Source organism: Haladaptatus cibarius D43, assembly GCF_000710615.1.
Taxonomy (GTDB): Archaea; Halobacteriota; Halobacteria; order Halobacteriales; family Haladaptataceae; genus Haladaptatus; species Haladaptatus cibarius.
Genome location: NZ_JDTH01000002.1, coordinates 585,057 through 611,422, shown reverse-complemented (window position 1 = coordinate 611,422; position 26,366 = coordinate 585,057). Strand labels below are relative to the sequence as shown.

Annotated in this window: 30 protein-coding genes; 8 read left to right on the top strand and 22 right to left on the bottom strand. The window is 59.4% G+C overall.

Annotated features, from left to right (window positions below):
* Nucleotides 1–19 precede the first annotated feature (19 nt).
* From HL45_RS08495 to HL45_RS08460, 8 genes are all read right to left on the bottom strand, one after another.
* Nucleotides 20–217, bottom strand: coding sequence for a DUF7835 family putative zinc beta-ribbon protein (locus HL45_RS08495; RefSeq protein WP_049970688.1), 198 nt, complete (start codon nucleotides 215–217; stop codon nucleotides 20–22).
* Complete coding sequence (locus HL45_RS08490; RefSeq protein WP_049970687.1) at nucleotides 214–537, bottom strand: hypothetical protein; 324 nt, start codon at nucleotides 535–537, stop codon at nucleotides 214–216. The genes HL45_RS08495 and HL45_RS08490 overlap by 4 nt, the downstream gene beginning before the upstream one ends.
* A gap of 78 nt (nucleotides 538–615) precedes the next feature.
* Complete coding sequence (locus HL45_RS08485; protein ID WP_049970686.1) at nucleotides 616–2,280, bottom strand: ICP22 family protein; 1,665 nt, start codon at nucleotides 2,278–2,280, stop codon at nucleotides 616–618.
* Nucleotides 2,281–2,458: 178 nt separating this feature from the next.
* Nucleotides 2,459–2,929: a VOC family protein gene (locus HL45_RS08480; protein ID WP_049970685.1), complete on the bottom strand. Its 471-nt coding sequence runs from the start codon at nucleotides 2,927–2,929 to the stop codon at nucleotides 2,459–2,461.
* Nucleotides 2,930–3,046: 117 nt separating this feature from the next.
* Entirely contained in the window at nucleotides 3,047–3,709 is a 663-nt protein-coding gene (locus tag HL45_RS08475; RefSeq protein WP_049970684.1) for a winged helix-turn-helix domain-containing protein, read from the bottom strand.
* 45 nt (nucleotides 3,710–3,754) lie between these two features.
* Complete coding sequence (locus tag HL45_RS08470) at nucleotides 3,755–4,825, bottom strand: glutamate--cysteine ligase (RefSeq protein ID WP_049970683.1); 1,071 nt, start codon at nucleotides 4,823–4,825, stop codon at nucleotides 3,755–3,757.
* A gap of 51 nt (nucleotides 4,826–4,876) precedes the next feature.
* A complete protein-coding gene (locus HL45_RS08465; RefSeq protein WP_049970682.1) occupies nucleotides 4,877–5,530 on the bottom strand; it encodes a fibrillarin-like rRNA/tRNA 2'-O-methyltransferase in 654 nt (217 codons plus the stop codon).
* Nucleotides 5,527–6,372 (bottom strand): NOP5/NOP56 family protein, encoded by an 846-nt coding sequence (locus HL45_RS08460; RefSeq protein ID WP_049970681.1) that lies wholly within the window; start codon nucleotides 6,370–6,372, stop codon nucleotides 5,527–5,529. Before HL45_RS08460 ends, HL45_RS08465 begins: the two co-directional genes overlap by 4 nt.
* Before the next feature lie 689 nt (nucleotides 6,373–7,061).
* Between HL45_RS08460 and HL45_RS08455 the strand changes: the two genes are divergently transcribed.
* A complete protein-coding gene (locus HL45_RS08455; RefSeq protein WP_049970680.1) occupies nucleotides 7,062–7,835 on the top strand; it encodes a methyltransferase domain-containing protein in 774 nt (257 codons plus the stop codon).
* 28 nt (nucleotides 7,836–7,863) lie between these two features.
* Complete coding sequence (locus HL45_RS08450; protein WP_049971963.1) at nucleotides 7,864–8,271, top strand: methylated-DNA--[protein]-cysteine S-methyltransferase; 408 nt, start codon at nucleotides 7,864–7,866, stop codon at nucleotides 8,269–8,271.
* On the opposite strand, the gene HL45_RS08445 is transcribed toward HL45_RS08450, so the two are convergent.
* The 6 genes from HL45_RS08445 to paaA form a co-directional block, all read right to left on the bottom strand.
* Nucleotides 8,272–8,481: a DUF2196 domain-containing protein gene (locus HL45_RS08445; RefSeq protein WP_049970679.1), complete on the bottom strand. Its 210-nt coding sequence runs from the start codon at nucleotides 8,479–8,481 to the stop codon at nucleotides 8,272–8,274.
* Nucleotides 8,482–8,721: 240 nt separating this feature from the next.
* Complete coding sequence (paaE, locus tag HL45_RS21200) at nucleotides 8,722–8,889, bottom strand: 1,2-phenylacetyl-CoA epoxidase subunit PaaE (protein ID WP_162833866.1); 168 nt, start codon at nucleotides 8,887–8,889, stop codon at nucleotides 8,722–8,724.
* Entirely contained in the window at nucleotides 8,886–9,335 is a 450-nt protein-coding gene (gene paaD, locus HL45_RS08440) for a 1,2-phenylacetyl-CoA epoxidase subunit PaaD (protein WP_049970678.1), read from the bottom strand. Before paaD ends, paaE begins: the two co-directional genes overlap by 4 nt.
* Nucleotides 9,336–9,363: 28 nt before the next feature.
* Nucleotides 9,364–10,212, bottom strand: a complete 849-nt coding sequence (paaC, locus tag HL45_RS08435) for a 1,2-phenylacetyl-CoA epoxidase subunit PaaC (protein ID WP_049970677.1) — start codon at nucleotides 10,210–10,212, stop codon at nucleotides 9,364–9,366.
* Nucleotides 10,212–10,532 (bottom strand): 1,2-phenylacetyl-CoA epoxidase subunit PaaB, encoded by a 321-nt coding sequence (gene paaB / locus HL45_RS08430; RefSeq protein WP_049970676.1) that lies wholly within the window; start codon nucleotides 10,530–10,532, stop codon nucleotides 10,212–10,214. The genes paaC and paaB overlap by 1 nt, the downstream gene beginning before the upstream one ends.
* A 1-nt stretch (nucleotide 10,533) precedes the next feature.
* Nucleotides 10,534–11,475 carry a 1,2-phenylacetyl-CoA epoxidase subunit PaaA gene (gene paaA / locus HL45_RS08425; protein ID WP_049970675.1) on the bottom strand — a complete coding sequence of 314 codons (942 nt, stop codon included), beginning with the start codon at nucleotides 11,473–11,475 and terminating at the stop codon, nucleotides 10,534–10,536.
* A gap of 84 nt (nucleotides 11,476–11,559) precedes the next feature.
* On the opposite strand from paaA, the gene HL45_RS08420 reads away from it, so the two are divergent.
* From HL45_RS08420 to yqeC, 3 genes are all read left to right on the top strand, one after another.
* Complete coding sequence (locus tag HL45_RS08420; RefSeq protein ID WP_049970674.1) at nucleotides 11,560–12,201, top strand: helix-turn-helix domain-containing protein; 642 nt, start codon at nucleotides 11,560–11,562, stop codon at nucleotides 12,199–12,201.
* Between the two features lie 99 nt (nucleotides 12,202–12,300).
* The gene (locus HL45_RS08415) at nucleotides 12,301–12,498 is read left to right on the top strand and encodes a hypothetical protein (RefSeq protein WP_049971962.1); all 198 of its coding nucleotides are present in this window, start codon (nucleotides 12,301–12,303) and stop codon (nucleotides 12,496–12,498) included.
* 20 nt (nucleotides 12,499–12,518) lie between these two features.
* Nucleotides 12,519–13,244 (top strand): selenium cofactor biosynthesis protein YqeC, encoded by a 726-nt coding sequence (gene yqeC / locus HL45_RS08410; protein ID WP_049970673.1) that lies wholly within the window; start codon nucleotides 12,519–12,521, stop codon nucleotides 13,242–13,244.
* Between the two features lie 140 nt (nucleotides 13,245–13,384).
* Here yqeC and mobA read toward each other — a convergent pair whose 3' ends face one another.
* Nucleotides 13,385–13,999, bottom strand: coding sequence for a molybdenum cofactor guanylyltransferase (gene mobA / locus HL45_RS08405; RefSeq protein ID WP_049970672.1), 615 nt, complete (start codon nucleotides 13,997–13,999; stop codon nucleotides 13,385–13,387).
* A gap of 79 nt (nucleotides 14,000–14,078) precedes the next feature.
* Here mobA and HL45_RS08400 point away from each other — a divergent pair, with 79 nt between their 5' ends.
* On the top strand, nucleotides 14,079–15,875 hold the full coding sequence (locus HL45_RS08400) for an aldehyde ferredoxin oxidoreductase family protein (RefSeq protein WP_049970671.1): 1,797 nt from the start codon (nucleotides 14,079–14,081) through the stop codon (nucleotides 15,873–15,875).
* Here HL45_RS08400 and fdhF read toward each other — a convergent pair.
* The 3 genes from fdhF to HL45_RS08385 form a co-directional block, all read right to left on the bottom strand.
* A complete protein-coding gene (gene fdhF, locus HL45_RS08395; protein ID WP_049970670.1) occupies nucleotides 15,872–19,159 on the bottom strand; it encodes a formate dehydrogenase subunit alpha in 3,288 nt (1,095 codons plus the stop codon). The genes HL45_RS08400 and fdhF overlap by 4 nt on opposite strands.
* Nucleotides 19,156–20,712 (bottom strand): NADH-ubiquinone oxidoreductase-F iron-sulfur binding region domain-containing protein, encoded by a 1,557-nt coding sequence (locus tag HL45_RS08390; RefSeq protein ID WP_049970669.1) that lies wholly within the window; start codon nucleotides 20,710–20,712, stop codon nucleotides 19,156–19,158. The genes fdhF and HL45_RS08390 overlap by 4 nt, the downstream gene beginning before the upstream one ends.
* A gap of 176 nt (nucleotides 20,713–20,888) precedes the next feature.
* A complete protein-coding gene (locus HL45_RS08385) occupies nucleotides 20,889–21,272 on the bottom strand; it encodes a PaaI family thioesterase (RefSeq protein WP_049970668.1) in 384 nt (127 codons plus the stop codon).
* A gap of 52 nt (nucleotides 21,273–21,324) precedes the next feature.
* Between HL45_RS08385 and HL45_RS08380 the strand changes: the two genes are divergently transcribed.
* Together HL45_RS08380 and HL45_RS08375 are read left to right on the top strand one after the other, a co-directional pair.
* On the top strand, nucleotides 21,325–22,089 hold the full coding sequence (locus tag HL45_RS08380; protein ID WP_049970667.1) for an enoyl-CoA hydratase/isomerase family protein: 765 nt from the start codon (nucleotides 21,325–21,327) through the stop codon (nucleotides 22,087–22,089).
* 354 nt (nucleotides 22,090–22,443) lie between these two features.
* Nucleotides 22,444–23,121, top strand: coding sequence for a hypothetical protein (locus tag HL45_RS08375; protein WP_049970666.1), 678 nt, complete (start codon nucleotides 22,444–22,446; stop codon nucleotides 23,119–23,121).
* A gap of 35 nt (nucleotides 23,122–23,156) precedes the next feature.
* Here HL45_RS08375 and HL45_RS08370 read toward each other — a convergent pair whose 3' ends face one another.
* From HL45_RS08370 to HL45_RS08355, 4 genes are all read right to left on the bottom strand, one after another.
* Nucleotides 23,157–24,524 (bottom strand): dihydrolipoyl dehydrogenase family protein, encoded by a 1,368-nt coding sequence (locus HL45_RS08370; RefSeq protein ID WP_049970665.1) that lies wholly within the window; start codon nucleotides 24,522–24,524, stop codon nucleotides 23,157–23,159.
* A 75-nt stretch (nucleotides 24,525–24,599) separates the two neighbouring features.
* The gene (locus HL45_RS08365; RefSeq protein ID WP_233274726.1) at nucleotides 24,600–25,091 is read right to left on the bottom strand and encodes a hypothetical protein; all 492 of its coding nucleotides are present in this window, start codon (nucleotides 25,089–25,091) and stop codon (nucleotides 24,600–24,602) included.
* Entirely contained in the window at nucleotides 25,088–26,137 is a 1,050-nt protein-coding gene (locus HL45_RS08360; protein WP_049970664.1) for a hypothetical protein, read from the bottom strand. Before HL45_RS08360 ends, HL45_RS08365 begins: the two co-directional genes overlap by 4 nt.
* Complete coding sequence (locus HL45_RS08355) at nucleotides 26,130–26,345, bottom strand: DUF4177 domain-containing protein (protein ID WP_049971960.1); 216 nt, start codon at nucleotides 26,343–26,345, stop codon at nucleotides 26,130–26,132. Before HL45_RS08355 ends, HL45_RS08360 begins: the two co-directional genes overlap by 8 nt.
* Nucleotides 26,346–26,366: the final 21 nt, after the last annotated feature.

Below are 26,366 nucleotides of genomic sequence, written 5' to 3'. Positions count from 1 at the left end.
GTCGGACCCGAAGTTCTGACTATCGGTCGTTCATTCGCTGACTCGTCTCGTCCCCGCAGACGACACAGGTGCTAATCCGGTACGGCTCCCGCGAAAACGCGCTGTTTTTCGCGCCCTCGTTCTCGGTTCGAATTTCGATACTCACAGCGTGCGGCGTCTCGTTGCCACAGCTATCACATCGTTCCGCCATCTCCGAGCTATCCGGTTTGGATTTCATAGTCGCACCCTCCGGACTGTGGCTCCCTTCTGGTGAGCGAACTGGCTGAAGCCGTCGGTGTTGTCGGAGTAGCCGGTTTGTCTGGATTGTCTGGAGTGGCTGGTGCGGTCAAAGCGACCCGTTCGGTCATCTTCGAACGCGACGTTGTCGAGTCGAAACAGTTCGAAGTCGGGAAGCGACTTGCTCGTCTCGTGTTGTGGTGTTCCGTACAGCGTTTCGTCGGGGTCTTCGGACTCGGGGACTTCGTGTTGCGGCTCGCCGTACAGATGGCGTTCGTCGTCCGGTTCGCCATCCGAATCGGACACCGTATGTGGCGTCATGGCTAGTTTCCTCATCAAATACCAACGTACCTGAAGGCAGGTGACTCCTGCCTGCGCCCGCAAGCGAATAAAAAGGGGTTAGTTACCGCCGAAGACGGAGCCGAGTTGGTCGCGCCATTCGCGGAGTTCGGACAGTTCGCCTTCCAGTTCCGAGATGTCTGACTGGAGTTCCTCGATTTCGTTTAGTTCGCTTTCGACAGCCGAAATATCCGTGCGGAGGCTATCGATTTTGTCGTCCAGTTCGGATTCGGCTTCTGAAACCGAATCGGAGAGGTCGGACACCGTTTCGGTGAGGGTTTCGATTTCGGCGACGCTCTTTTCGAGCGTTTCGATGTCGTTTTCGAGGGCGTCCACGTTGTCGAAATCGTCGCGGAGGTCTTCGATTTCGTCGTCCAGCGCGGACGCCTCCTGTGTGTTCGTTGCGACGAGGTCTTCCAAGTCGTTGAGTTGCGTATCGAGCGTGTCGAGATTGTTGCCGAGGTCGTCCACGCCGTCGAGTTTTCCGTCGAGTTCTTCGAGGTCGGTTTCGAGGTCTGCGACGCGAGCACGCGCTTGTGCGCCTTCGTCTTTCGCGCTCTCGATGTCGTCGTCCATCGCTCCGAGTTCGTCACGGAGGGCTTCCACTTCGCACTCGAACCCGTCGATAACCGTCTGGGCGGTTCCGTTGTCGTCGATGAACTCTTCGAGTGCTTCGGTGTACGCGGAGAGGTCGTCGACGCGCGACTGGAGGTGTCGAATGCGAACGTTCGTGCTTTCGGGCGTGTCGAGGTCGAGTTCCTGCTGGATGAGTTTGAGGTCGGCGTCGCTCACCTCTCCCGCACGAATTTCGTCCGCGAGTGCCGCGGCGACGCTTCCGGGACGTGGTGGCGAAGCGGACTGCTCGACTTCGACAGCCTCGTCTTCGGCAGGCGGTTCGAGGATGTCGGCATCGTCCGGTTCGGCGAGCACGTCGTCCGTCGAATCGGGCGAATCCACGGATTCGTCCGATTCATCCAGTATTTCGCCGTCATCGTCGGCAAACGGCGCTTCCGATTCGGTTTCTTCTTCGCCCATCGTGGACTCCGAAAGCGGGTCGGCGGCGGTTTCAGTACTTGGTTCATCTGCGGCCTCCGCTGCGTCCGCGGACTCCACTGCCTCCGAAACCGGTTCGTCCGCGGTTTCTGCGAGTGGGTCGCTCGATGCCTCCGCAAGTGGGTCACTTGTACTCGCGTCCGCGAGTGGGTCGGTGTTCTCTCCACTGTCGCCAAGTCCCGGCAGCCCGCTGCTGTCGCCCGCAATGACATCGCGGACGACTTGACTGCTGTCTTCCGAGACGATGTCGGTAATCGTGTGTTCTTCCATGCGGCCTTCCGTCTCGGTACTCGCGCCGTTCGTAACCGGCGCGACCTCTTCGAGTTCCGGTTCGATGAGGAAGGATTCCGCATCCTGCCAGTCCGTGAGTCGGATTCCGTACACCGTCGTCAGTTCCTCGCTCGGTTCGAGGGTGCGTTCGAACTGGACGCGGTGGTCTTTGTACGCCGTCCAGTTTTCGTTCTCGTATTCGGGGTGGAACCCGACGTTATCCATCGGGAAATCGTCGGGGATTCGGTCGGTCACTCGCACGGTGACCGCGTCGTCGCAGTCTGAACGGACTTCGAACCGGATTGCTGGCACCGCAAACTCCTCGCCGTCGAACGATTTTTCGATTGTGACGCCGTGGTCGGAACGTGTTATCACTTCATTTCCGCTACTGAAATCACTCATACAGTTCACATCCAAGAAGGGATATATAAAACATGCGCCGACATACTCATCGCATAATTATTTAATATTGGTAAATACTGGAGTAAAAATAGTGTGAACGTCGGTATCGCCGATGAAAACGACTTGATTCACTCGCATGATTAATTTAGACGACAACTTTCGCACAATGAGTCAAATTTCAGTCATACACGCGTAGACGAACGGTAATTCCGTCCGAGTCCGCGGTTTCGATTTCGTCTTCTCCCTCATTCACAGGAATCTCGCGCGCGGCGAACCGCTCCCGAATCGTTTCGAGCGTTTCACGATTCGGAACGTCGAGTTCGAACCACGCCAAACCGCGTCCCTCTGCTGGTTTCCTGCGATTGTTCCAGACGTTGAGTCCGACGTGGTGATGGTAGTCGTCGGCCGCGAGAAACAGCGCGGACGGGCATAAGCCGGTTTCGCCCCGCGTTCGCTCCGGAGCGTCGATATCTTCGACCAGTTCGAGGAGCGCTCCATCTCCCGCGCCGAGAACGGCCGTTCGGTCGTCCTTCGATTGCAGTTCGAGGCCGACGACCTGTTCGTAGAAAGAACTGATTTGGTCGAGGTCGTTCACGCGAAGTGCTACGCGTCCGACTGTCGTCCCGCGTATCGTGTTCGTCTCCGTCATTGTTCGCTTGACTGTTCGACTCGAACGGCCCTGTACGTTGCCTACAAGAGATGGCTTCTGCAATCTCCGACCGCGATGTTCGTATTGCGAAAATCAGATCCCTCCTCGGCCGCGAACTCACTCTTCGTCGGACTTGTCGTTCGTGTCGTCGTCCGTCCCCTCGGTTGTGTCGGGTCCTTCGTCGCTGTCCTCGTGTTCGTCTTCTCCCCTCCCGTCCATATCGTCCGAGATATCCTCCACTTCGATGCTGACGGGTTCAGTTCGAGATTCTTCGTCGTTCAGGTGGCTGTCGAGGTTGAACACCGTATTGAGTTCCCCCTGCACTTGGTCGACGATGCCACCGACGAGTTCGCTCGGCGCGATTGCGGTGTATGCGTAGGGGTTGTTTCCGGCTCCAGCGCTTTCGCGTTTCTCGCGGACGACCTTCTCTTCCTCGTGGAGTTCGGCGAGCGATTCGCGTACCGTACTCGGGTACAAGCCGGTTCCTTCGGCGATTTCCTCGCTCGTGCTTTCCGGCTGCTTGCGGAGATAAACGTAGATTCGCGCGCGGGTTTCGGTGTCGAGCACCCACGAGAGGAGGTCTACGATTCCTTGGTCGAAGCCTTCGACTGCCTTATCGGCTTCCGCTCCGAGTCGCTTCCTCCCCCGGGAAAGCGGTTTTTCGTCGCCCATTTCTTCGGTCGATTCCGCGGCATCGCCCGTGTTGACGGGCACCTCGTCACCAGTGTCTTCCCCGTCGTTTCGGTCATTTCGGCCGTTGTCGATGTCATCCCCAGTCATGTCGTTCCCAGAAGGACAAAAGCCGTTTTCGGGTAAAAAACTTGCTTACAGCAAGAGCGACTCACAGACCGCTTCGAAGCCATCCTCGTCGCGGATGCGTCGTTGACACTCTGCACCGCTTTTCCCGTCGAAGATGTCGCCGATGCCGGAGACGTCGAGGCGGTCACATTCGCGGTCAACGACTTCGCCGAGCGAGATTTCACCGTCGCGGTCACGACGGATGAACGAGGCGTCGTGGCCGTAGCGCATCGCGCGCCACTTGTTTTCGTCCAGCAGTTCCCTGCGGTGGTGATAGCCCGTTTCGCCGTCTTCGTATCGCTCGACGAGGTCGGTGATAAGTGCGTGGGTGTACTCCACGAACGCCAGCACGCGTTCCGGGTCGGCCTGCCCGTCCGGGGTTCGAACTTCGACAGTGCCGTGGGTTGAGTGGGGTCGCACATCGTACCAGAGTTCGCCGCGGTCGTTTATCGACCCGTTTTCGACCATCATGCGCTCGAACTGCGAAAATTCCTCGTATGAATCGAAGTCGGTCGGCATGCCGGTGTTCGGAAGTCCCTCGAAAATCTTGGCCCGCGCGGACTGAAGACCGGTGTCGTAGCCGTCCCAGTACGGCGAGTTGGCGGAGAGCGCCAGCATAACTGGCAGATACCACCGAACTTCGTTCGCCACCCACACCGCGGCGTCGGCGTCGTCAACGCCGACGTGGACGTGCAGCCCCGCGGTCGTATTTCGATGCTGTGGATACTGAATCCGTTCGAGTTGCGCGCGATACCGTTCTTTCTCGGCGTGTTTCAGCTCCCGCCACTTTGCACCCGGATGCAGACCCGCCGCCGCGATACCGAATCCCTGCGACCCCGCGTGTTCCACCAGTGCCTCTCTAACCGCCCGCACGTCGTCATCGACGTCCGAAAGCGTCGTTTTCGGCGTCTGCGTTTCGATAACACATTTAAACAACTCGTGGTCGAGACGGTCTTCGAGGATGTCCGGCGGGTCTGTTTCGTAGACGAGTTCGTCGGTGCCCGCGGTCGGGACGCCTCGCTCGTCAACGACGAAAAACTCCTCTTCGACGCCGAGGGTACCCATCTCCGTGAAATTCTCGGCCGAACCCAACTCCATTTTCCCGAGATTAGCAACCCGACACGTAAATACTTCCGGAGACGGCGACCCCTACCGGGGAACTGCGACGATGCCGAGGTGGTCGGTGTGGAACGGTTCGAGTCGTCGGGTTTCCACGATTTCGAACTCCTCTTTGAGCGATTCGCGTGCGTGGTCGAACACGATTTCCGGGTCGCTCGCCACGTCCTCGCTTCTGGCTTTAATCGCAAGTAGAAGGCGTCCGTCATCTTCGAGAAATTGCCTGTTCTCGCAGGCAACCCGCGCTTGTCCGCGGGTGGCCACGTCTTGAACGATAACGTCCACATCCGATTCGACCACGTGCGCATAGGTCGCCGGTTTTCGGGCGTCCTTCAACAGCGGAAAGAGATTGTCCCGGGATTCAGCCACGTCCAACAGGTCGCGGGTCGGACGCGGCGCGAACTCGACTGCGTAGGTCGGGCCGGAGAAGTCGGCGACGTGGCTTACGGTGGTTCCGCTGGCCGCGCCGAGATAGAGCACCGTCTCGTCACCTTGTAGCCCGGTGTCCATCCCGTGTTCCAGCATCGCGGCCAACTTGGAGCGCCGGGCGTCCCAGCACCGGCAGTCGCCGTCCGTCGGTTCGCCGTAGACGGGTTCTCCCCGCGTGGCCAGTCGGCTTTCGCCGCCGAACTGCCTGCGCTCGACGCCTGTTGGAAGCGCGGAGTCGTCTTCGTTCGAATCGCTCATTCGTCCTCACCCCGCGACTGAATCGTTTCCATTCTCCTGTCGAGTTCTTCTTTCAGCTCGGGATTGTGTTCGCCCGAATAGTGGTCGATTCGCGCGCCGATGACGAGTTTTCCCGACAGCGTGCGGGCCGCAGAACCGCGTTCTTCGGGTGGTGTTTTGCGAACGTCCTCGTGCGTGTAGAGAATCCCGTGTTTCGGCGAAGACGCATGTCCGCGAAGATGCGCGAACAGGGCGTTTTCGGCACCCAACACCTGCACGGTTCCGCCGGGCATCTTCGCCAGCGATTCGAGACCACCCGCCAGCGCGATGAGTCGCGCGGCGAGCACCGGCCCCGCGAGGTCGGCGAGGTTCGGCGCGACTGCCGGGGCCTGTCGCTCGACGAAACCCCGGAGGTCGTCGCGCTCGTCGGCGAGGTCGCTGACCCGCCGGGCTAAGGACACTACCTGCTCTTCGACCGGGGTTTCCGGGTCGGTTTCGGCGAGTTCCTTAGCGTAGTCGATACCCGTGCCCGCATCGGGGTACAGCGTTCCGGCCCACTCGGCGACTCGTTCGGCGAGTTCGTTCGCCTCGGATTCGCAGTCGTTCATCGCGCGAACCGCGTGAACGAGTTGCTGGTCGTCCGCCCGTTCGCGCTCCGTGACGGCCTCGCGGGTCGCTCGGATGCTGGCCGACCTGAGTTTGGCGTAGTAGTCCGATTCGTCCTCCGCAAAGTCGGATTCGATGGCTTCGCCGGGCCAATCCGCCGGAGCGTCCGCGCTCCCCTCGCGGATTGCTCGCGCGCCCGCGTCCGTGTCGTCCGGCGAGACGCCTGCGAACCACCCGTCGGCGTCTGATTCGGTCATGGTCGTGGGTTGTTCGGCTTCTCGTTTAAACCTACGTTTACGCATTGCTCGGTGAGATTCTGGGAAGTGGTATGGTGGTTACTGATTTGTGGACTGAATCGCTCTCCAGCAGATGCTTTGTTTCGTTATTTCTTCGCTCTGTATTGCTTCGATTTTGTTACATAGCCCGAGTTTTCGCTAGAATGCTGTCTGTAAATCACGACTCCAAATAACCGCCACTGCACCGCGATACCACACCCCCCAACCGACTCCTTCACTCACTTCGTTCGCTCAGTCGCCCCTCGCGCGGCTTTGTCTCGGCTTCTCGGAGGTGAACTCCTCGAAGTTTCGTCAGCGCGCGCCACGTCACTTGACCACTCAGCCGAAAGGGTGCGCCAGCGCGTTCGCACGAGTGCCGAACGTAGTGAGTCATGAGTGCAACCCCGCGCTGGCGGTGAGGAGTGGGGAAACTGCGGTTGCGGTGCGGAGGCGGTTTCATTGTAGTCGCGATTCCCTAGCGACACAGTAACAAACGAACTATCGAATCGACCAACCAGAAACGAAATCCGTTGAACGATTCATAGCACAATCTAATCCGCCCGGAACCAATACGAACCACACGACTCCAAAAACAAATACCACAAAACCCCTCATCCAACCATTCTGACCGCGATGACAGTCGTTAAGACCCATCCCCAGAGTTGGCACCTATGGCCGGTCTCTACGCCCATCCTGACTACTACGAAATCGCCTTCGATTTCCGCGACGTATCTGCTGAGGTAGACTTCTTCGAAAGCTGTATCGACCGCTTTGGAAACGGACTCTCGAACACGAGCTCCGTGCTCGAAGTCGCCTGCGGCCCGTCACCCTATCTCTTAGAACTCGACGCTCGGGGCTACGATTTTACAGGACTCGACAACTCCGGGGAGATGGTTTCGCACTCCATCGAAAAGGCTCAGGACAACGACATCGAAGCAACGTTCCTCCGGCGGAATATGGCTGACTTCTACCTTCCCGAGCGCGTCGATTTCGCTTTCTGCGCCCTCGGGTCGCTGTATCTGGACTCCAATGACGCGCTTCGGTCGCACCTCGATTCGGTCGCGGACGCCCTCACTCCGGGGTCGCTCTACTGCATCGATGGCGCAATCGACTTCCCCGGCGGAACAGCGTCACAGCATGAGTGGGAGACGACGTGCGGCGATACGACTGTCGAGTTCTGTATCGAACAAGAACCGACCAACGTCGCGGAGCAGTTGGTTCGCCAGACGATTACGACGAAGGTGACGGACGGCGAACAGATGCGCCGATTCCGCGAGGCGTACGAAATTAAGACCTTCGCACCCCAAGAGTTTCGCATGATCGCCGAAGAGAGCGATTTCGAGCACGTCGGCTGGTTCGACAGTTTCGACCTCTCGAAACCAGTCGCGGAGTGCGAACCGGGAACGCTTCATCGCCCGATGACGATTCTGCGGAAACGAGACTGAAAACCCAGACGAAACAGACGAATCAATGATGCAAACCAAAATGTGGGATTGGCAGGTCGAAATCGACGAGTCGCTCGTTTCGGCATCCCCCGATGAAATCCGAGCACAGATAGCGGAGTACGAACAAGGCAACCGCAAGGAGTTCGACCTCAAAGTCGAGTTTCCCGACTCGTTCACAGGACAGGTCATGGCTGCAATGGCCGAAATTCCGCGTGGCGAGACACGAACCTACGGCGACATCGCAGAAACACTGGACACCGCCGCAATCGCCGTCGGACAGGCGTGCGGGAGAAATCCTGTTCCTGTCGTCATCCCCTGCCATCGCATCGTCGCGGCGGACGGACTGGGCGGCTACTCCGGCGGCAAAGGCGACCGATTGACGCTCAAAAAACGACTACTTGACCTCGAATCCGAATCTAAATCTAAATCGCGGTAGCTACTCCGGCACGACGCTTTTCACTCGCCCGGTGATTCCCGATTCCAGTTCGACTTTGACGCCGCCGGGTTCGGTGTGTTCGTCGGAGAGAATTTTCGCAATGTTCCCCTGAATCGGGCCGGCCTCGTCCGCGTTCTCGGCGTTCGTCTGCTCGATTTCGACGGACATTCCTCTGCGTAGTTCCTCTCGCGTCGGTCTGTCTGCGGACATGCGTGGGCCCTACACCGTTCCGAATAAAGAACGTGATGGCCCGAATTGTTCAGCACGTCACTAACCACGATACGGCATAGCTTACCATCATATTTAATTCACTTACAAAAGAACTATAACAAAGTGGTTCGTAGCGATAGTTGCGGCGCCATCATCTTCCTTTCCCGAACACTGCAACCGGATAGCGACCGCTGTCTGCCGTCTGTCTTTGCTGAAAAACAAATCCGAATACGACACTCCTTACTCGAACTTCTCGAACGGCTGTTCACAGCCGTCGCAAAAGTGCATCGACCGGCAGAGCGACGGCCCTTTCGGATGCTCGCGGTAGGTGTCCGTCGAACCGCAGTAGGGACACTCCGCGCCTTTGTCTTCCCCGCTCGTCGTCACGCTGGGGTCGAGTCGTCTCATATGCTTAGGCCAAAGTCGCGCAGGTCGTTTTTGCCCTGTTCTGTGACCATCTCGATGGACCACGGCGGATTCCAGACGAGTTCGAGGTCGGCATCTTCAACACCGTCAACGTCGGCGACCGCTTCCTCGATTTCCTCGGTCAGCATCTTCCGCGCCGGGCATCCGGTGTAGGTGAGGGTCATGATGACCGTCGCCGAATCTCCCTCCATTTGTACGCCGTAAATCAGTCCCAAATCAACGATGCTGATTGGCATCTCCGGGTCTTCGATATCGTAGAGGGCGTCCCAAACTCGCTTTTCGAGTCCGGTGGCTCCCTCACCCGTCGCAGGCAGCTCCTCCGGAGACTGCCCGCTCTCCGAGTAGTCGGTGTAGGCGCACGCGGTGGGTTCCGACTCGATGTCGTACTTTTCGGAGTCCGTTTCGTATGCTTGTGGTTCGTTGCTCATGGTGTTATTCGATGGTCATTTTGACCAGTTATTCTTCATCGTCGGGGTCTGCCATGATGCGGTGGGCTTCGCTTCGTCCGAGTTCTCGGTACGACCGCGTCATGTCGTTGTGTAGCTCTGCCCAGTCGTCGGTGTGACTTCCGTCGCGTCCGAGATGCTCGGGAAGTAGTTCGTCCGGATTGCCGTCCTCGATTTCCTCCGGAACCTCCACGCCCAATGATGCGAGGAACGGGACGACGGTGTCGAGCCACTGTTCGCGCATCGAGTCGAGCGATTCTGTTCGAATGCCTAAATCGTCGATTTCCGAACTCGCATCGCCGTCTTCGAACAGCGTCAGCGCGTAGGGGAACAGTCGGTCAACCGCCGACTGCACGCGCTTCGTTCCTTCGTCGTCGCTCGTCAGTCGTTCGAGCCAGTTCTGGGCGTGTTCGAGGTGGTAATTCTCCTCGGAGAGGATTTTTGCAACTCTGTCCGCGATTCGCGGATAGGACGTGTCTTCGAGGGCTTCGAGGCGCAGTTTTTCGGCCACGTCGTAGAAGTAACCACGAACGATGGCGTCGGCCCAGTCGCCCGATTCGAACGGCAGTTCCACGAACGTCGCGTGCCGGAAGTCGCTCGGATCGCGCTCGAAGATGAGTTCGGATTCGCTGTAGCCGAAGTCCTGTAGCAGGTCGTACCAGAGGCGGGCGTGCCCGAGTTCGTCCTGTGCGATGTTCGAGATGGCGAGGTCGGATTCGAGCGTCGGCGCGCGAACCTGCCATTCGGTGTAACGCTCCGCGAGGACGAGTTCGTCGTCCGCGAGGCGGTAAAGCAGGGATTCGACTGCGGCCTGCTCCTCGCCGCTCAGGTCATCCGGCCCGGCAAGTTGTGCCGACATTATGCCTTCCCTCGCTCGCGGTCGGCTTTCTCCTGTTCTGCCTCGGAATCCGCGATTTCCTCGGCGAAACTGGAGTCGATGCGGTTGTACGCCATCACCCAGCGGTAGGATTTGTCCGTCGTGCCACCGAACGCGGTGTCGTCGGCGTCAACCTCGGCAATCTCGTCCTTCGGAACGACCCAGATGCTGTTGGTCGGCTTGCGCCGCCCGTGCTGAATCTGGGCGAACATGAGCGCCATGTCGCGGTCGGGCGCGTGGACGTTTCCGCAGTGGGTGTGGTACTTGCCTGCTTCGTCTTGTCGGAACACTTCCCAAATCATGTTAATCGGCCGCCACCGGGGTGTTTGAGTTGCCCGTTTCCCAGTCGTCCATCACGTCACGCACCCATTCGACTGCGTCCTGTGCGTTCTTACGGCCGTTAATCTGGCCGACGCCGGGTTCGTAGCTGTTCTTGGCGATTTGGAAGAACTCGTCCCAATCGAGGTCGTCTTCGCGCACCTTGTAGGTGCTCGTCTCCTCGTCGTACTCGATTCGAGGCTCGTCCGGAATCTCCAATCCGTACTTTTTCGCCTTCGGAATGTAGGCGTTGAGGAACGCGTTTCGGAGGTCGTCGTTCGACATCGTCTTCAGGCCGACGTCGGCGGAGAAGTCGTGGTGGGTACTCTTGTCGTTGGTCGGGCCGAAGAACTGGATGATGCGCGGCCACCATTCTTCGAAGGCGTCCTGCATGAGCTCCTGTTCCTTTTTCGACCCCATTGCGAGTTCGCGCATGATGTCCTCGCCGTGTTTAACGTGGAATCCTTCCTCGAAACACACCTTGTCCATCGCGTGGGCGTAGGGTTCCCAACTCGTGCGTTTCAGGGTCGCCTGTCGGCGCATCGCGGCACCGTCAACGAAAAAGGCAATCATCGGCGTTTCCCACCACTTTTCCATCTTGTAGTGGAAGCAGTTGAGGAACTTGCCCTCTCCGTTCGCCAACTCGTCAAGCATCTGTTCGCGGGTTTTGATGCCGAGCGATTCCGCGGCGCGGTAGAGCAGTTGGCCGTGGCCGATTTCGTCCTGCACCTTCGCACTGCACGCCAGCTTTCGGTCGAGGCTCGGTGCCTGCCGAATGAACGGTCGTTCGAGGTACGCACCCATGATTTCGGAGTTCGCGTGGAACTGAATCATGCGAGTTGCGGCTTTGCGGTACTCCTCCGGCATGTCGTCTTTCGGACTGAACTGCCGGGGGCCCGCCCGCTCTTTGACGGTGTCTAAATCCATACTCGTATCTTATATGGCCCGACCCATACCATTTCACCCGTTCATAGACTGGGTTTAAATACTAGCGGTTCATACGATTCCGCAATGATAGACGAGTGTCTCGTCGTCGAGTTCGTGGTCACGGGAGACGACTGCCCACTCGCAGAGGCATCGCAAACGACTGGCGTCCATATCGACTGCCAACCTCCACAGCACAGAGACGATGGCTATGCCCTCTTGCGATTTAGCACACCAAAGGAAAGCGAAGGTCTTACCGACTTTCTCGATGCAGACAACCGTATTCGGTATCTTCACGTCTCTACGACCGACGGCAGACAGAACTTCAGATGTCTCTCGAAACATCCCTGCGTCGTTCACGAACTCACTAACGTGGGGTTCATGGCGGAATCGCTTCGCTATCGTGACGGCAGTGCCACATTTACGGGTGCGGTCGTGGGCCACGATGTACTCCAAGGTGTCCTCGAAGCGGCAGGAGAAACGGTCGGAATGCAGTTGCAGCGCATCCACCAACTCGGTTCCGAGGACGAACACGTCGTCGCCCAACAGTGGGACGTAACGCCAGCGCAGGAACGTGCGCTGCGAACAGCCTCGGAAATGGGCTATTTCGGCGTTCCCCGCAAAACCACCGCGAGTGATGTTGCCGAAAACCTCGGTATCAGCAAATCGGCATTCTTGGAACGGATTCACCGCGCCGAACGCTCGTTGTTCTCGCAGATGTTCGCCTAACCGTCTTTCGTCTCTCGTTTCTGAATATCACACGAGTTATAAGAAGATACGTAATCCAGCGGAAGTTTATTGGTGAATGGTATCATCGGATTTTTTACCGTGGTCTCTACAGACATCCCTCCGCATCCGGAGATAACTGTCATCGTGTTCGGCTATTTGGCCATCGCGCAGGCCGAGCATCTTCCGGATGGGCTCTCGCTGGTGGGGTACGTTCTCGGATTCTTCCTCCTCGTTTTGATTCCGCTTTTCGCACTCGATGATGAATATTCGATTCCGATGGCCAGTAGGACGAAATAGCTATTCGGCGAAGTCGACGCATGAATCTCGTGGCGGCTCTCTCCGTCGAATCGAGCATGCTCTGTGTCGTCGGAGCGGGCGGGAAGAAATCGACGCTGTACGCACTGGCAGACCATCTCGACCGAGCAGTCGTGACGGCGACGGTTCGTATCCCGATTTTTGACGAACACGTCAACAGTGTGCTCGTCACCGATTCACCTCGAAAGGCACTCGAATCAGTTTCGGAGTGGTCCGTCGGCCTCGTACCGGAACAGGAGCGACCAGACCGCTATCGCGGTTACGACCCAGAAACGGTAGCATCGCTCAAAGGCTGTGATGCCGACTCGATTCTCGTGAAAGCCGACGGTGCCCGCACTCGGTTGTTGAAGGCACCGAATGAACGAGAGCCACAGCTTCCGGCGAACGCGGATATCGTGGTTCCGATAGCGAGTGCTCGTGCGGTCGGGAAACCACTCACGGAGAAGTTCGTCCACCGCCCAGAAAGAGTCGCAGAGCTAACTGACCGACGGATTGGAGAAGAAATCCGCGCGCCCGACGTAGCCACTGTGCTAGCGAGCACACGTGGCGGCATGAAGGACATTCCCGGCGATGCGACTGTAATTCCCGCCGTGAACATGGTGGACGACGATGGATTGGAGACAATCGGGAGAGAAATCGCAGAGATAGTACTAGCGGAGGCGGACGTTCCCCGTGTCGTTCTCACGCAGATGACGGCGCAGAACCCGGTCGTTGCAGCCGTGAAGTAGCCGATTCACTGTTAGCAGGGCGAACAGACGACACGAACGACGAGCAAGAAGTTCGTGAAGCGATGTGTCGTACTCCCGCGGGTCGCTCCACGGTGAACGTCAGCGCATGGCGTCGATGGCCGCGGTTTCCGGTATAAAATTCAGGGTTGAAATCGCTTGGTTGCGGCTTCGAACTCCGCTTTCGTGTTGACGTTTTCGAACGACTTGAGGGAACCGCGCTTTTGCAACGCTTCTTCCTCGACAACGACGTAATCGAGGTCGAACAGCGGTTCGATGATTTTTCGCTTCTCTTCTCGGAGTGCCGCATCGCAGGCTTCGACCATCGGCTTTGGTTCGTACACCGCGTGAGTCGTCTGAAACCAGCCGTCACCGAGTCGTGGTACCGCGGCCTCGTGGCCCTCGGCTCTCTGGAAAAGGAAGTTCACGAGTTCCGAATCGACGAAGGGCATGTCGCAGGCGACGACGAAGGCGTATTCGTCGTCGCAGGCCGCGAGTCCGGTTCGAATGCCTGCCATCGGCCCTTGGTCGGGGTCTGGGTCGATAGCGAACGTCGTCGGATGCGGATAGTCGAGCATCGCCGTTTCGATGGCATCGCGCTGGCCTCTCCGGCAGTTGACCACGAGTTCGTCCACGACGCCCTCGATTCGGTCGGCGACCCGTCTGAGCATCGGCACGCCAGCGAGGTCGGCGACCGCTTTGTCTTGCTCACCGAATCGGGTCGAACGACCGCCCGCGAGGATGACTCCTGCTGGCATCGTTCGGCGCTACGACGTGCGTCGGTAAGTGCCTGTGGCCGCGACTGTTTTTGCCGCCCGGTTCCTCGATTCTAGATGAATGGCGTTCGCCGACAAATTGCTCCGTATCGACCTTTCCGCTCGAACCGTCGAGAGTGAGCAAATCCCCGAATCGTGGCTTCGGCGATTCATCGGCGGAAAGGGACTCTCGGCGCGCTATCTCTACGACGAACTCGCTCCCGGAACAGACCCGCTGGCTCCCGAAAACGCCCTGTTGTTCATGTGCGGCCCACTGACCGGGAGAATCCCCGGCGAGTCGCGGTATTCGGTCGTCACGAAATCGCCGCTGACTGGCACCTTCCTCGATTCGTACACTGGGGGGACGTTCCCGGAATCGCTCGCGGGTGCACTCTCGAACCATCTCGGACTGCTGGTCACCGGTTCCGCTTCCGACCCGGTTACGATTCGAATCGCGGACGGTGACGCAACGATAGAATCCGCGGGCGAGCTGTGGGGAAAGACGGTTCCTGAAACGTGTGAAAACTTCGATTCGCCGACTTCCTGTATCGGCCCTGCCGGTGAACGACTCGTCCGATACGCGACCATCGCGTCCGACGGCGGCGACCATCACGCGGCCCGTGGCGGTTCTGGTGCGGTGATGGGGTCAAAAAACCTCAAAGCGGTCGTCTCCGAGTGGTCGGAATTCGGGGAGGAAACGGGCGGAACTGAAGACCACGACTATCGTTCGACCGACATCGGAAAGTGGCAGGCGGCGAGCGAGACTGTGGAAACGATAGACTTCGCAAACGAGGTCGGTGTTCTGCCGACGAAAGGGTGGCAAGAGAGTTCCTTCGAGGGAGCGGACGACCTCGGAATCGAGTCGATTCGGGAATCGGCAATCGGACGCGAACGCCCGGGAGAAGACGTTTCGGGTGGCTTCCGAATCGAGAGCGAGGAGGGCGAAACGGTTCCGCGCGGCGCGACCAGCATCTCGCTCGGTGCGGGACTGGGCATCGACGATTTCGATGCGGTTGCCGTTCTGGGCGCTCTCTGCGACAGCCTCGGTCTCGACCTCATCAGCGCGGGAAACGCAGTGGCGTGGACGATGCGCGCCGCGGAAAAAGGGTTGATAGAACGAGACATCGAGTTCAGCGACGACGAACCCGCGCGCGCCCTGTTGGAAGAAATCGCCGCTCGTTCGTCACCGTTGGGTGACACTCTCGCGGATGGAATCGACGCGGCGACGGCCCAGTGCGGCGGCGAGGAACTCATTCCGACCGTCAAGGGAATGGACTTGCCGACCTACGACCCGCGGCGTTCGCCGTCGATGGCGCTCGCCTACGCGACCAGCGACCGCGGCGCGTGCCACCGACGGGCGCGTCCGGTTCTCGAAGAGGTGTTCGCCGCAGAGGAGTGGAGCGATGAGCGCCGCGCAGAGGCGGTCATCGCGGAGCAGAATCTCCGGTCGTTCCTCTGGTGTCTGGTCGTGGACGACTTCGCTGGTGAGGCGCTGTGGAAGAACGGTACGGAGGCAGAAGACGGCGGAAACGAATGGCTTCACGAAATCGGCTTCGGACGTTCCCGCGAGGAACTCCTTCGAATTGGCGAGCGCGTGTGGACGATGACGCGGTTGTTCAACGTCAGGGAGGGATTTTCACGGGAAGACGATTTGCTTCCGGTGGCGCTCCAGAAACCGGTTAGTGGAGACGACCGCGACGGCGAACGACTCGAAGACGAGTCGTTCGCCCGCCTGTTGTCGGCCTACTACGAACGCCGCGAGTGGGACGAACAGGGTCGTCCGACCCAAGCACTGCTCTCCCGACTCGAACTAGACAACGTGGTTGACCAGCAGACGCCGATTGGGATGAAACGCCGCTCGGAAGAAAACGGTGGTTAGTCGTCGCCCGTCGTCTGTTCTTCCGGCCTTCCTTCCACTTTGCCGGTCGGCGGTTCGACCGGCAGTGGTTCCTCGTCCGGGTCTGGGCCGAGTGGCTGGATTCTGACGCTCGTCACCTTGTATTCCGGAATATACGACGTCGGGTCGAGTTCGTGCTGGGTGAGTTCGTTGATGGCCCCGTGTGCGAAGTGCATCGGGATGAAGACGACGCCGGGGTCTGAGGTTTCCTCGACGTTCGCCTTCGTCACGATGTCGCCCCGACGGGAGGTAACGCGGACGTATTCGCCATCTTCCACGCCGAGTTGGTCGGCCATTTTCGGGTGAACCGTGACGAAACTCTCCGGCACGTGGTCCATCAGCACGTTCACCCGGCGGGTCATGGTTCCGGTGTGCCAGTGGTAGAGCACGCGCCCGGAGGTGAGCATCAGCGGATACTCCTCGTCCGGGAGTTCCACTGGCCCGGCGTAGTCGGCGGGAACGAACCGAGCCTTGCCGTCGTCGAAGTTGAACTCCTCTTCGTAGAGGTACGGCGTTCCGGAGTCGGATTCGTCCTCGCAGGGCCATTGCAGTCCCTCCGGCGTCGATTCGAGTCGGTCGTAGGTCACGCCGCCGTAAATCGGGACGAGGTCGTTGATTTCGTCCATCACGTCCGCAGGCCCGTCGTAGTCCCATTGGAAGCCGAATTTCCCAGCGAGGTCGGACAGAATTTCCAAATCTGGCTTCGCTTTCCCGGGCGACGAAACGGCGGGTCGAACGCGCTGGATACGCCGCTCGGTGTTCGTGAAGGTTCCGTGTTTTTCCGCGGCGGAGGCGGCGGGCAACACCACGTCGGCGAACTCGGCGGTTTCCGTGAGGAAGATGTCCTGTACGGCGAGGAAGTCCAGCTTTTCGATTGCCTTCTCGGCCCCGCGAATGTCGGGTTCGGAGAGAACGGGATTCTCGCCCATGATGAACATGCCTTTGATGTGGCCTTCCTCCATCGCGTCGTACTGCTCTGGCAATCTGAGGCCGGTTTCGTCCGGCGGGCGAACGCCCCACGACTTTTCGAATTTGTCCAGAATCGCGTCGTCCGTGAGGTCTTGATAGCCCGGTAGGGTGTGCGGTGCTGGCCCCATGTCGCCGCCGCCACCTTGCACGTTGTTCTGGCCGCGGAAGGGCGACAGCCCTGCTCGCGGCTTGCCGAGATTTCCGGTGATTAACGCGAGGTTTGCGACTGCGAGGACGTTTCTAGTTCCGTGGGCGTGTTGAGTCATTCCCATCGCCCAGCCGAAAATGCAGGTGTCGGCCTTCGCAATCGTCTCTGCGGCGTGTGTCAATTCGTCTTCCGAAACGCCGGTCAACTCCTCGACTTTCTCGGGCGTGAACGGTTCGACCTTCTCTTTGAGTTCGTCGAAATGCTTGGTTCGCTCCTTGATGAACTCCCTATCGTGCAGGTCGTTTTCGATGATGTGGTGTACCATCCCGTTCAACCACGCGATGTCCTCGCCGGGTTTGGTGCGAGAGTACTGGGTCGCGTGCTCCGCGAGGCCGATTTTTCTGGGGTCGAAGACGAACAGGTCGGCACCGTCGCGCACGTTCTGCTTGATTCGCGTTGCGAGAACCGGGTGACTCTCTGTCGTGTTCGACCCGGTGATGAGGTAGCAGTCGGTCTTTCCGATGTCCTCGTTGATTCGGTTCGTCATCGCGCCGTAGCCGACGGTCTGTTGCAAGCCGACCACCGTCGAGGAGTGACAGAGTCGGGCGCAGTTATCGACGTGCTTCGTGTGAAGTACCTGCCGGGCGAACTTCTGGGCGAGGAAGTTCTCCTCGTTCGTGCATTTCGAAGAGGAGGTAACCGCAATCGCGTCGTCGCCGTTTTCGTCGCGGATTCGGGCGAGTTCCTCGTGTATCCTATCCAGCGCCTCGTCCCACGTCGCTTCGCGGAACTCGTCGCCTTCCCGAATCAGCGGTGTTTCCAACCGATTCTGACTGTTGACGAAGTCGTAGCCGAACTTGCCCTTCACGCAGGTCGAGAAATCGTTTGCAGGTGTGGCGTCCTCGTCCGCGGGCCGAACGCCGAGGACTTCGCCGTCTTTCCCGTACAGGTCGAACCGACAGCCGACGGCGCAGTAGTTGCAGGTCGTCTCGGCTTTTGTCACGCCCGAAAGGCGGGCGTCGCTCACGACGCCCGCCACGTCGAACATCTGACCGACGTTCATCGTGCTCGCGGCGGTTTCCTCGGCGACGTGCTCGAACTCGGCTAGCGCCTCGTCTTTCACCCGATTCGTGGTGTCTCTAGCTTTCGCTCGCGCCTTCGCCATGAATCGCGCGACACCCGATTTCTCCTCGGCTTCGCGCTCGCCGGGGACGTTTCGGTTCGGCGCGTCGGCCGTGTCCGCGGTTTCCGCGTGCTCGCTCTCTATGGACTTCCCAATCGAATTTTTCTGGGTGAAGCCCGGAATCGGAAGCGTGGCGGAATCGGTCAATCCCTGTTCGACGAGTGAACCAGTCGGGCACACCGTCGCGCAGTGACCACACGAAACGCAGGTGGATTCGCGCATGGTTTCGGCGTCACTTTGGAAACCGATTCGGGTGTCCGCTCCTTGTCCCTCGATTCGGAGAACTCCCTCCACCTGCACGTCGTTACAGGCTTCGACACAGCGATTACAGAGGATGCATTTGTTCCGGTCGATTTGGATGGCCGAGGAGGTATCGTCTATCGGTTCGTATTCGTCGCGGTCTTCCAGCACCCCGTACCGCGGTTCCTCCACGTCGTTGTCGATGGACGCGTCTTGCAGTTCACAGCGACCGTTTTGCCCGCAGGTCGTACATCGCAGGTTGTGATTCGACAGCACCAAATCGAGGTTCACGTCACGCGCTTCCGCAGCTGATTCGGCGTCGGTTCGAATCGAGAGGCCGTCTTCTGCCGGAAAACTACACGACGGAACTAGTCCGTGCTCGTCGGTTTCGACCATACACGTTCGACACTCCGACCGCGGGCCGATGTTGTCGCCCTGCTCTGTGTCGCGGTCATAGTAACAGAGTGCCGGGACGTACTCCTCAGTATCTACGGCCTCCATGGCGTCGATGAGGGTCGCACCCGGTGGCACAGCGACGGGATGGCCATCCACCGTGACGTGGTTCATTCTCTCGCCATCGACACCAACTTCGGGGTCGTTCGCGGTTCCGGTGGCGAAATCTTCGGTCAGCGGCGTACTCGGTCGTGGGTCGTCGATTTCCGGCACGCCGGGTTGCGGCGACGCCGGAGCAGTGTCTTCGATTCCTGATTGCTCGTCTGAACTCATGATTTAATCTCCTCGCACGCACCGCTCGGGCAGCGTCCTTCGGCGTGTGCGTGAAACTCCGGTTCGAACTCGTCCATCGCGGTCGTGACGGGGCGGGACGCCGATTGGCCGAAATAACAGATACTAGATTCGCGCATCGTCCGGGTGAGTTCGCGGAGCGAATCGTCCGCGAACTCGCCGGAATACACGTCACGGAGCATCCCGACCAACTGCTTTGAGCCTTCTCGGCAGGGCACACAGCGCCCGCAGTTTTTCTCCTCGGCGAATCTGGCCCGCGTCCCCGCCGTCGCAACTGCACACCGCGACTGGTTCAGCAGTTCGACCACGCCGTCGGTTCCGAGGCGTGCGCCCGCCAACGCGGGCGCACTCGGCGAGTGGTCAAGCGAGCGAGTGAGTCCGCCGAACTGCCCGCCGACGCAGGCCATCTTGAACTCGCCGTCCACAGAAATCGCGTTCCGACAGTCCGAAAGCGACCCGCCGGTCGGCAGTTCGATTGTCGCGGGTGCCGCCACGTCGCCGGTCACGGTGACGAGTCGGGTACCGGGGTCGGCGTCGTCGGCGTCGAACTTCTCGGGAACCGTCAGCGCCCGACGAACCTGTGCGAAGGTTCTGGGAGTGTGAACCACGGTCGGTCGCCCGTACAGTCCATGCTTCGCTGGACTCGGCGGCCGAAGCCGTGCTTCCAGCCGGTCGTTCCCTTCCAGCGCCTCCAGCGCCATCGTCGGTTCCGACGCGATGTACTGGTCTGGCGATCCGAAACGTTGAATCGTCAGGTTCTCGCCATCGTCGGTTTTCCGAAATGCGCGGACTGCCTCTCGAACGCGCTGTTGGGCTTCGACTGCCGATTCCGGACAGTAGATGATAACATCCTCCGCGCCGACGACGTGCGCGACTGCCGTCGCGCCGTCGAGCACGGAAACCGGGTCGCTTTGCAGCAGGAGTCGGTCGGTTCGGTTTCGGTCGTCGATTTCACCCGCGTTGACGACGACAACGGGGTCGCCCTCGGTTTTGCGTGCGATGTTCCATTCTTCCGCAATCGGTTCGTTCATTCGTGCATCGCCGCGTCCTCGCCCGAGGAGGCCGAACTGCGTGACTTGCGAGAACACGTCTTTGGGGCCGTTTCGCGCGTCCTCGGCGACGAGGGATTCGTTGTCCAGTATTTTCGTCGGGTCAGTCCAGCCACAGCGTGCGAGCACGTCTCTGTGACCGACCGAAAGCGGGCCATCGTCCGGTATCGGCAGTTCGGTTTGTTCGCCTTCGTGCGTGACGACGGCGTGTGCGCCGTCGTCCGGAAGATTTCCCGATTCCAGTTCCGAAACGAGGGCTCTCCCTCGCTCCGGCGTGCAGTTTGCGTGGAAAACGGTCGTATCGCCCTCCGTCACCGAAACGAGGGGTTCGAGTGCTTCGATTCCAGTCGGGCCGACTTCTACGACTGAAACGGTGTCGGCTTCGTCGCGCGCGCTGTCCAAAACGGCGGTAGCGCGCTCCCACCCAACCCCGCCAGAGACGCGAAGAATCGGAGCGTCAGAAACGGATTCTACAGCAGTTCCCATCCTCTAGAACTGGCACAGCGACGCGATAAAAGGTTGTGACCAAATTACTGATACGTGTTTCAGAACGGCGGTTCAAGACCCGTCTCGGTTCGCGTTCGCCGGGAGAACACGAACACAAACGCGAGTAGTGTCACCGCCAACGCGAGTCCGTGTGCGAACTGTCGTTTTCCCATCGCTCACCCGGTTTTGTAGACGCCGCGGGCTTCCGCGATGTGTTCGTCGTCTTCGTCGTAGACGCTCACATCGACGGTTCCCACGTCGCTTCCGTTTCGTACCACGTCGGCTTCGGCATAGAGGTCGCCCGTCCCCGCGCTCAGGTAGTCGATTCGCATGTCGATGGTCGGGACGGGTTGGTCGTTGAGCGAGACGAGCGCCGCGCCGCCGACGGTGTCAGCGAGGGTGAACGTGACGCCGCCGTGAGCCATCTGCTGGTCTTGGTTCCACGACAGTTCGTCGCGCATTTCGATTTTGCCTTCGGCGTGGCCGTCCTCGGCCTCGGTTACTTCGACCCCCAGCAGGTCGGCGAAGGGCATCCCTTCGAAGAACGCTTCGATGTCCATACCTCGACTGCACGTGGGCAGTAATTAAATGTGCATGCCGTGACCCTCTCGTATGCACGTCTCTGACGACGACGGAATCCGGACGGTGACGTTCGACCGACCCGAAGTACGAAACGCGTTCACACCTGAGGCCGCGGGCGAACTCGCCGAAATTCTGGCCGAAAGCGACCCGAAATCCATCGACGCGGTCGTGTTGACGGGCGAAGGAAAGGCGTTCAGCGCGGGCGGCGACATCGAATCCATGGCCGAGCGCGAGGAAAACGTCCGGGAGGCCTACGAGCGTGTCCGGGACACGCTCTCGCGGGTCGTCCACGAAGTGCTCTCTGCGCCGGTTCCCGTCGTCGCAAAAGTGAATGGTGATGCGGTCGGTGCGGGAATGGCGCTCGTCACGGCGGCGGATTTCGCCTACGCCTCGGAATCTGCCCGATTCGCCGCCTCGTTCATCAACGTCGGCCTCATTCCGGATATGGGTGGCACCTTCCTCCTCCCGCGACTCGTTGGTCTGCGGAAAGCGAAGGAACTCGCGTTCACGGGCGAACTGATTTCGGCGGAAGAGGCCGAGGAGTTGGACGTGGTGAACGAAGTCGTGCCGGACGAACAACTCGACGCCCGCGTTACCGAACTGACCGACACGCTGGCGAAACAGCCAACTCACACAATCGCACTCGGAAAGCAAGCTTTGCACGAGAATCTGGGCAAAGATTGGCGCGAGGCGTTGGATTACGAGACGATGGTGCAGTCCCAAGCCTACGACATGCCCGCTCACAAAGAGGGTGTCTCGGCATTTTTAGAAGGGAGAAAGCCCGAGTTCGAGTGAAGCGAGTCAGTTTCTAACCGACTCGCTCCTCATTGAAACGAGGACTTTTAGCGTACTTTTTGAAAATCGTCTTTCAATTTTCGCCGACAACACTGTTCAGCACCGGACTCATAAACTCTATTTCGCTCTACAAAATCATGCTCGAAAGTCGAACTCCCATCGCCAGAACTGTCCTGCTAATTCTACCGCATGAGCGAGTAGCCTGCTCGTTCGCGGTCATTTTCGTCCATCTCGTTTTTCATCCGTTTATCGTTCCAAATGAGAAACACAATTCGATAATTCGAGATAGTTCGCCGGAAATCCCACCGAGTCACTTAACGGAATGGAACCCCAGTGTACGAAATACGAAATCCGATGTCCCCAGATTTCATCACGACCACCGCGATGGTGCTGGCGTTGGGATTCGGCGTCGCGTTCACGTACTTCGGCTACGCGTTCGTGACCCAACTGACGTCTCTCGTCGGCGCACTCGGCGGTGCCCTCCTCGGAAGTGCGCTCGCACGGGCGGTCGTCGCGCCCACGGTCGGCGTCGCGTCGCCGAACCTACTCCTCGTGTCACTGATCGGCGCAATCGTCGGCAGCATTATCGGTAGTAGCATCGCCCGCTCCACGCAGCGCTTGGCAATCGTCGCGCTCTGTTTTGCCCTCTCCTCGTCGGTCGCCTACTCGATGTTCGGCAATCCCAACTTCCTCGACCCGGTGTCCGTGCCGTCGCTCGGCTCCGGTTTGAGTAGCCCTTTCTTCGCGTCAATTATCGTCGGTGGAGTGGTCAGCGTGCTCGTCTGGCAGTTCTATCTACCGTTTTTGGCCGCCGTTACGAGTTTGCTTGGCGCGAGCATCCTCCAGCAGTTCGCACGCCACTGGAGCGACTTGCTTCCGGTCTTTCACTCGGACGTGTGGACGACGCTCGGGACGAATCACGTCCTTTGGTTGCTCCTGGTCGGAACGGGAGTCGTCTACCAGTATCGTCGCTACCGCAGGCGGAAATCGAGCAGGCGTCGGTTGCGACAAGTTCACCGACGCCTGAGCTGATTTTCACGTATTTTTTGACCTACTCACAACCGCCATCACACATCCTCGAACGCTTTCAGCACCACTTTGCTCAGTGCCGGATGGATATGAATCGTGTCGGTCACGTCGGAGACGGTTCCCGACCCACTCGCCAACGCCAGCAGAACTTCGTGAATCAGCGTCGAAGCTTCCGGGCCGATGATGTGACAGCCGAGGATTTCGCTGTCTTCGGGGTTGGCGAGCACTTTTACGAATCCGTTCTCCGCTTTCAGGGCTTTTCCCATCACCGTATCTCGATAGGCGCAGTTTCCGACGACGTACTCCCGACTTGATTCTTCGAGTTCCTGCTCGGTCTTTCCGGTTCCCGCGACCTGCGGCGACGTGAAAACGGCGTGCCCCATGCTCGAATAATCGACAGCCTCGCGCTCTCCATCGAGCGCGTTCTTCTCGACGTACTTCGCCTCTTGGTCTGCGGCGTGTTTCAACTGGTAGCTTCCCGCGATGTCGCCCTGTGCCCAGACGTTTTGCGCGGTCGTTTCGAGATATTCGTTCGTTCGCACGAATCCGCGGTCGTCGGTGTCGATTCCCGCTGTTTCCACGTCGAGAAGGTCGGTGTTCGGTCGGCGTCCCGCCGCGATGAGCAGGGTATCACCGGAAACAGTGATTTCGTCTCCAGCTTCGGATTCCGCCGTAACCGTCACCTGATTCCCATTCTGTGCAACCGCCGTCGCTTCGTGGCCGGTGTGCACGTCGTGACGACCGCGGGCGATTTCGGTGAACGTCTCCGCGACTTCGCGGTCTTCGTTCGACAGAAGCAGGTCGCTCCGTCCGATGATGGTCACCGCGGTTCCCATCATCTCGTAGAAGTAGCCCAGTTCCGCGGCGATGTAGCCGCCACCGATGATGACGAGCTGTTCCGGTTGCGAGTCGAGTCGGAGCGCGTCTTTGCTCGTGAGGAAGTCCACGTCGTCCAGTCCCTCGATTGGCGGAACGATCGGTCGCGCCCCGCCAGCGACGACGACTTTCTCGCCGCTGACGCGCTCGCCGCCGTCATCCAGTTCCAGCGTTCGGTCGTCCACGAATCGGGCTTCCTCTCGGTAGAGCGTGATGTTTTCGTGGTCGCGGTCGGTTTGTTCCATTCGCTCCGATTTTCCATCGACGGTTTCCGTCACCTCGCGCACGATGTTCCGGAAGTCGATTCCGGTCACCTCGGTGTCGATGCCGAACTCGCTGGCCCGTCTCACCGTTTCTACCACGTCGGCGCGATGAATCAGCGTTTTCGACGGATTACATCCGCGATTGACGCAGGTGCCGCCGATTGGCCCGCGTTCGATGAGTGCCACGTCCAGCCCTCGTTCCGCGCCTGCGAGTGCGATTTTGTTCCCTGTCCCCCCACCGATAACGACGATGTCGAACTCCTCCATTGTCGATTACCCACAGCGGATTCGACGGGTATCGACAAGAAACTCATGCCGCAGAAAACAGTCATTCCGCGGAGGTCAGAGTAACTTGTTCCCTCGAACAGTGACCTCGACGCTGTCAACGGTTTTCCCATCGAAATCGACCGCGGTGAGCGTCGATTTCCCGACGGGAAGGAAAATAGACTTTTTCGACTGTCCGCTCTGTACCGCCGCCGTATCGAACTCCGTTCCGGTGGAACCGATGACCGTCAGCCCTCGGACGCCGAGCTTCGTCGTCGCGGTCGGGGTGAAACTAACACTCGCTACCACTCGTCCGCTCGCCCACGGTTCGCTGACGGAAACCTTCCGGAACACGTCCGAAGTTCCGAGTCCCGAGACGCTCACTTTCGGACTAAGCGTGAGGCAACCACTCAGTCCGGTGATTCCGATTCCTGCCGTCGCTGTGAGCATCGTTCGCCGCGACAGTTCTCGCGGCGAACGGGTCGTATTCGAATTGTTCGTGTCCGAGTCGCTCGCGTCCGAATCGTCCGTTTCCAACCCGTTTACGTCTGTATTCTCGTTCCCTGTCATCGCTGTGAATCCCGAAGAATGAGCGGCCCGATGGCCAGCGTTCGTTTTGCGACCGTGGCGATGCGAAGGATGTAGGAGACGAGTAGGAAGAACGGAATGAGCGTAATCGTGAACGCGCCCGCAACGACCAGCAAGATGTCCGTGAGGCCGAGCGTCGTTCCGGTGAACGTCCCGCTTCCGACAAAGGCGAGCATCGACCCGGAGACGAACAGCGACGGAATCGCCGCGTACAGGATCAACTGCGAGAGGTCGATGAGCGCCCACTGGAAATAGAGCGTCTTGATGTGTTCGCGTGCCGGGCCGAACATCGAAAGCGACGTTTTCAACCGCTCGAACAGCCGCTTTTGTTCCTCGCTCAGATGGTCTGCGTACTCCTCTCGCATCCGTTCGACGTGGAAAATCTTCCACGAGTAGTTGAAATCGAGGGCCGCGAACAGTACGTCGAACGTTCCGAACTTCGCGCCGTCAAGTTCCTCCTTGACCGTATCCGAGTTTCCGGTCAGGCTTTCGTTGAACTCGTCGAGGTCATCGCGCAGTTGGCTCAAATCATCGCTATCGCCGTCGCTGATGGATTCGTGGAGTTCGTTCGCCCGCTGCTCGGTCACGTTGATGATGTCCTTGAGGAACTGCGACGGGTCGGACGGCGTCGTGTGGCCCAACATTTCCCGAATGAACTCGCGGAAATCCATCGCCTCGCTCATTCGTTGGCGCTGGTCACCGAGCGGGCCGTTTTCCTGCGAGATGACCAATTGGCTGATAGTGACGACGAGTGTGACACCGGTAATCGTCGTCCCCAGCATGGTGGAAAACATCGTCTCGATGGTGTCGCCCGACGCAACCGCAGATTTCAGCGGTGGATACAGGAGGGTACCTGCGACGACGAACGACACGAAAAACACGAGCGCGAGCGTTCCCGTCACGACGAGACGGCGCGCACCGAGAAGGAGCCAAAGTTTGACTCTGCTCTCCCCGGCGCGTTCTCGCATCGTGTTTGCGGTGCTGATTTCCCCATCGTTTCCGTCGTTCTCACTGCTTCCGTCACTCATCCACGCCACCGTCGTCTGTCCGGGCAGGACGCTTGAACACGAGGAATTTGGTGCCCCCACCGACGTATTCGATGGTTTCGACCAGTTCCCATCCCTCTTTCCCGTATTCGTTCAGTTCGCTGGTCGGGTCGATGGCCTCCTTTTTCTCGCTCCCGCGCGGCGGCCTGAGCGTTCGATACTCCCACGTCTCGTCTGTGTGGCGAGCCATTCGTAGATTGGTACTGTGGTG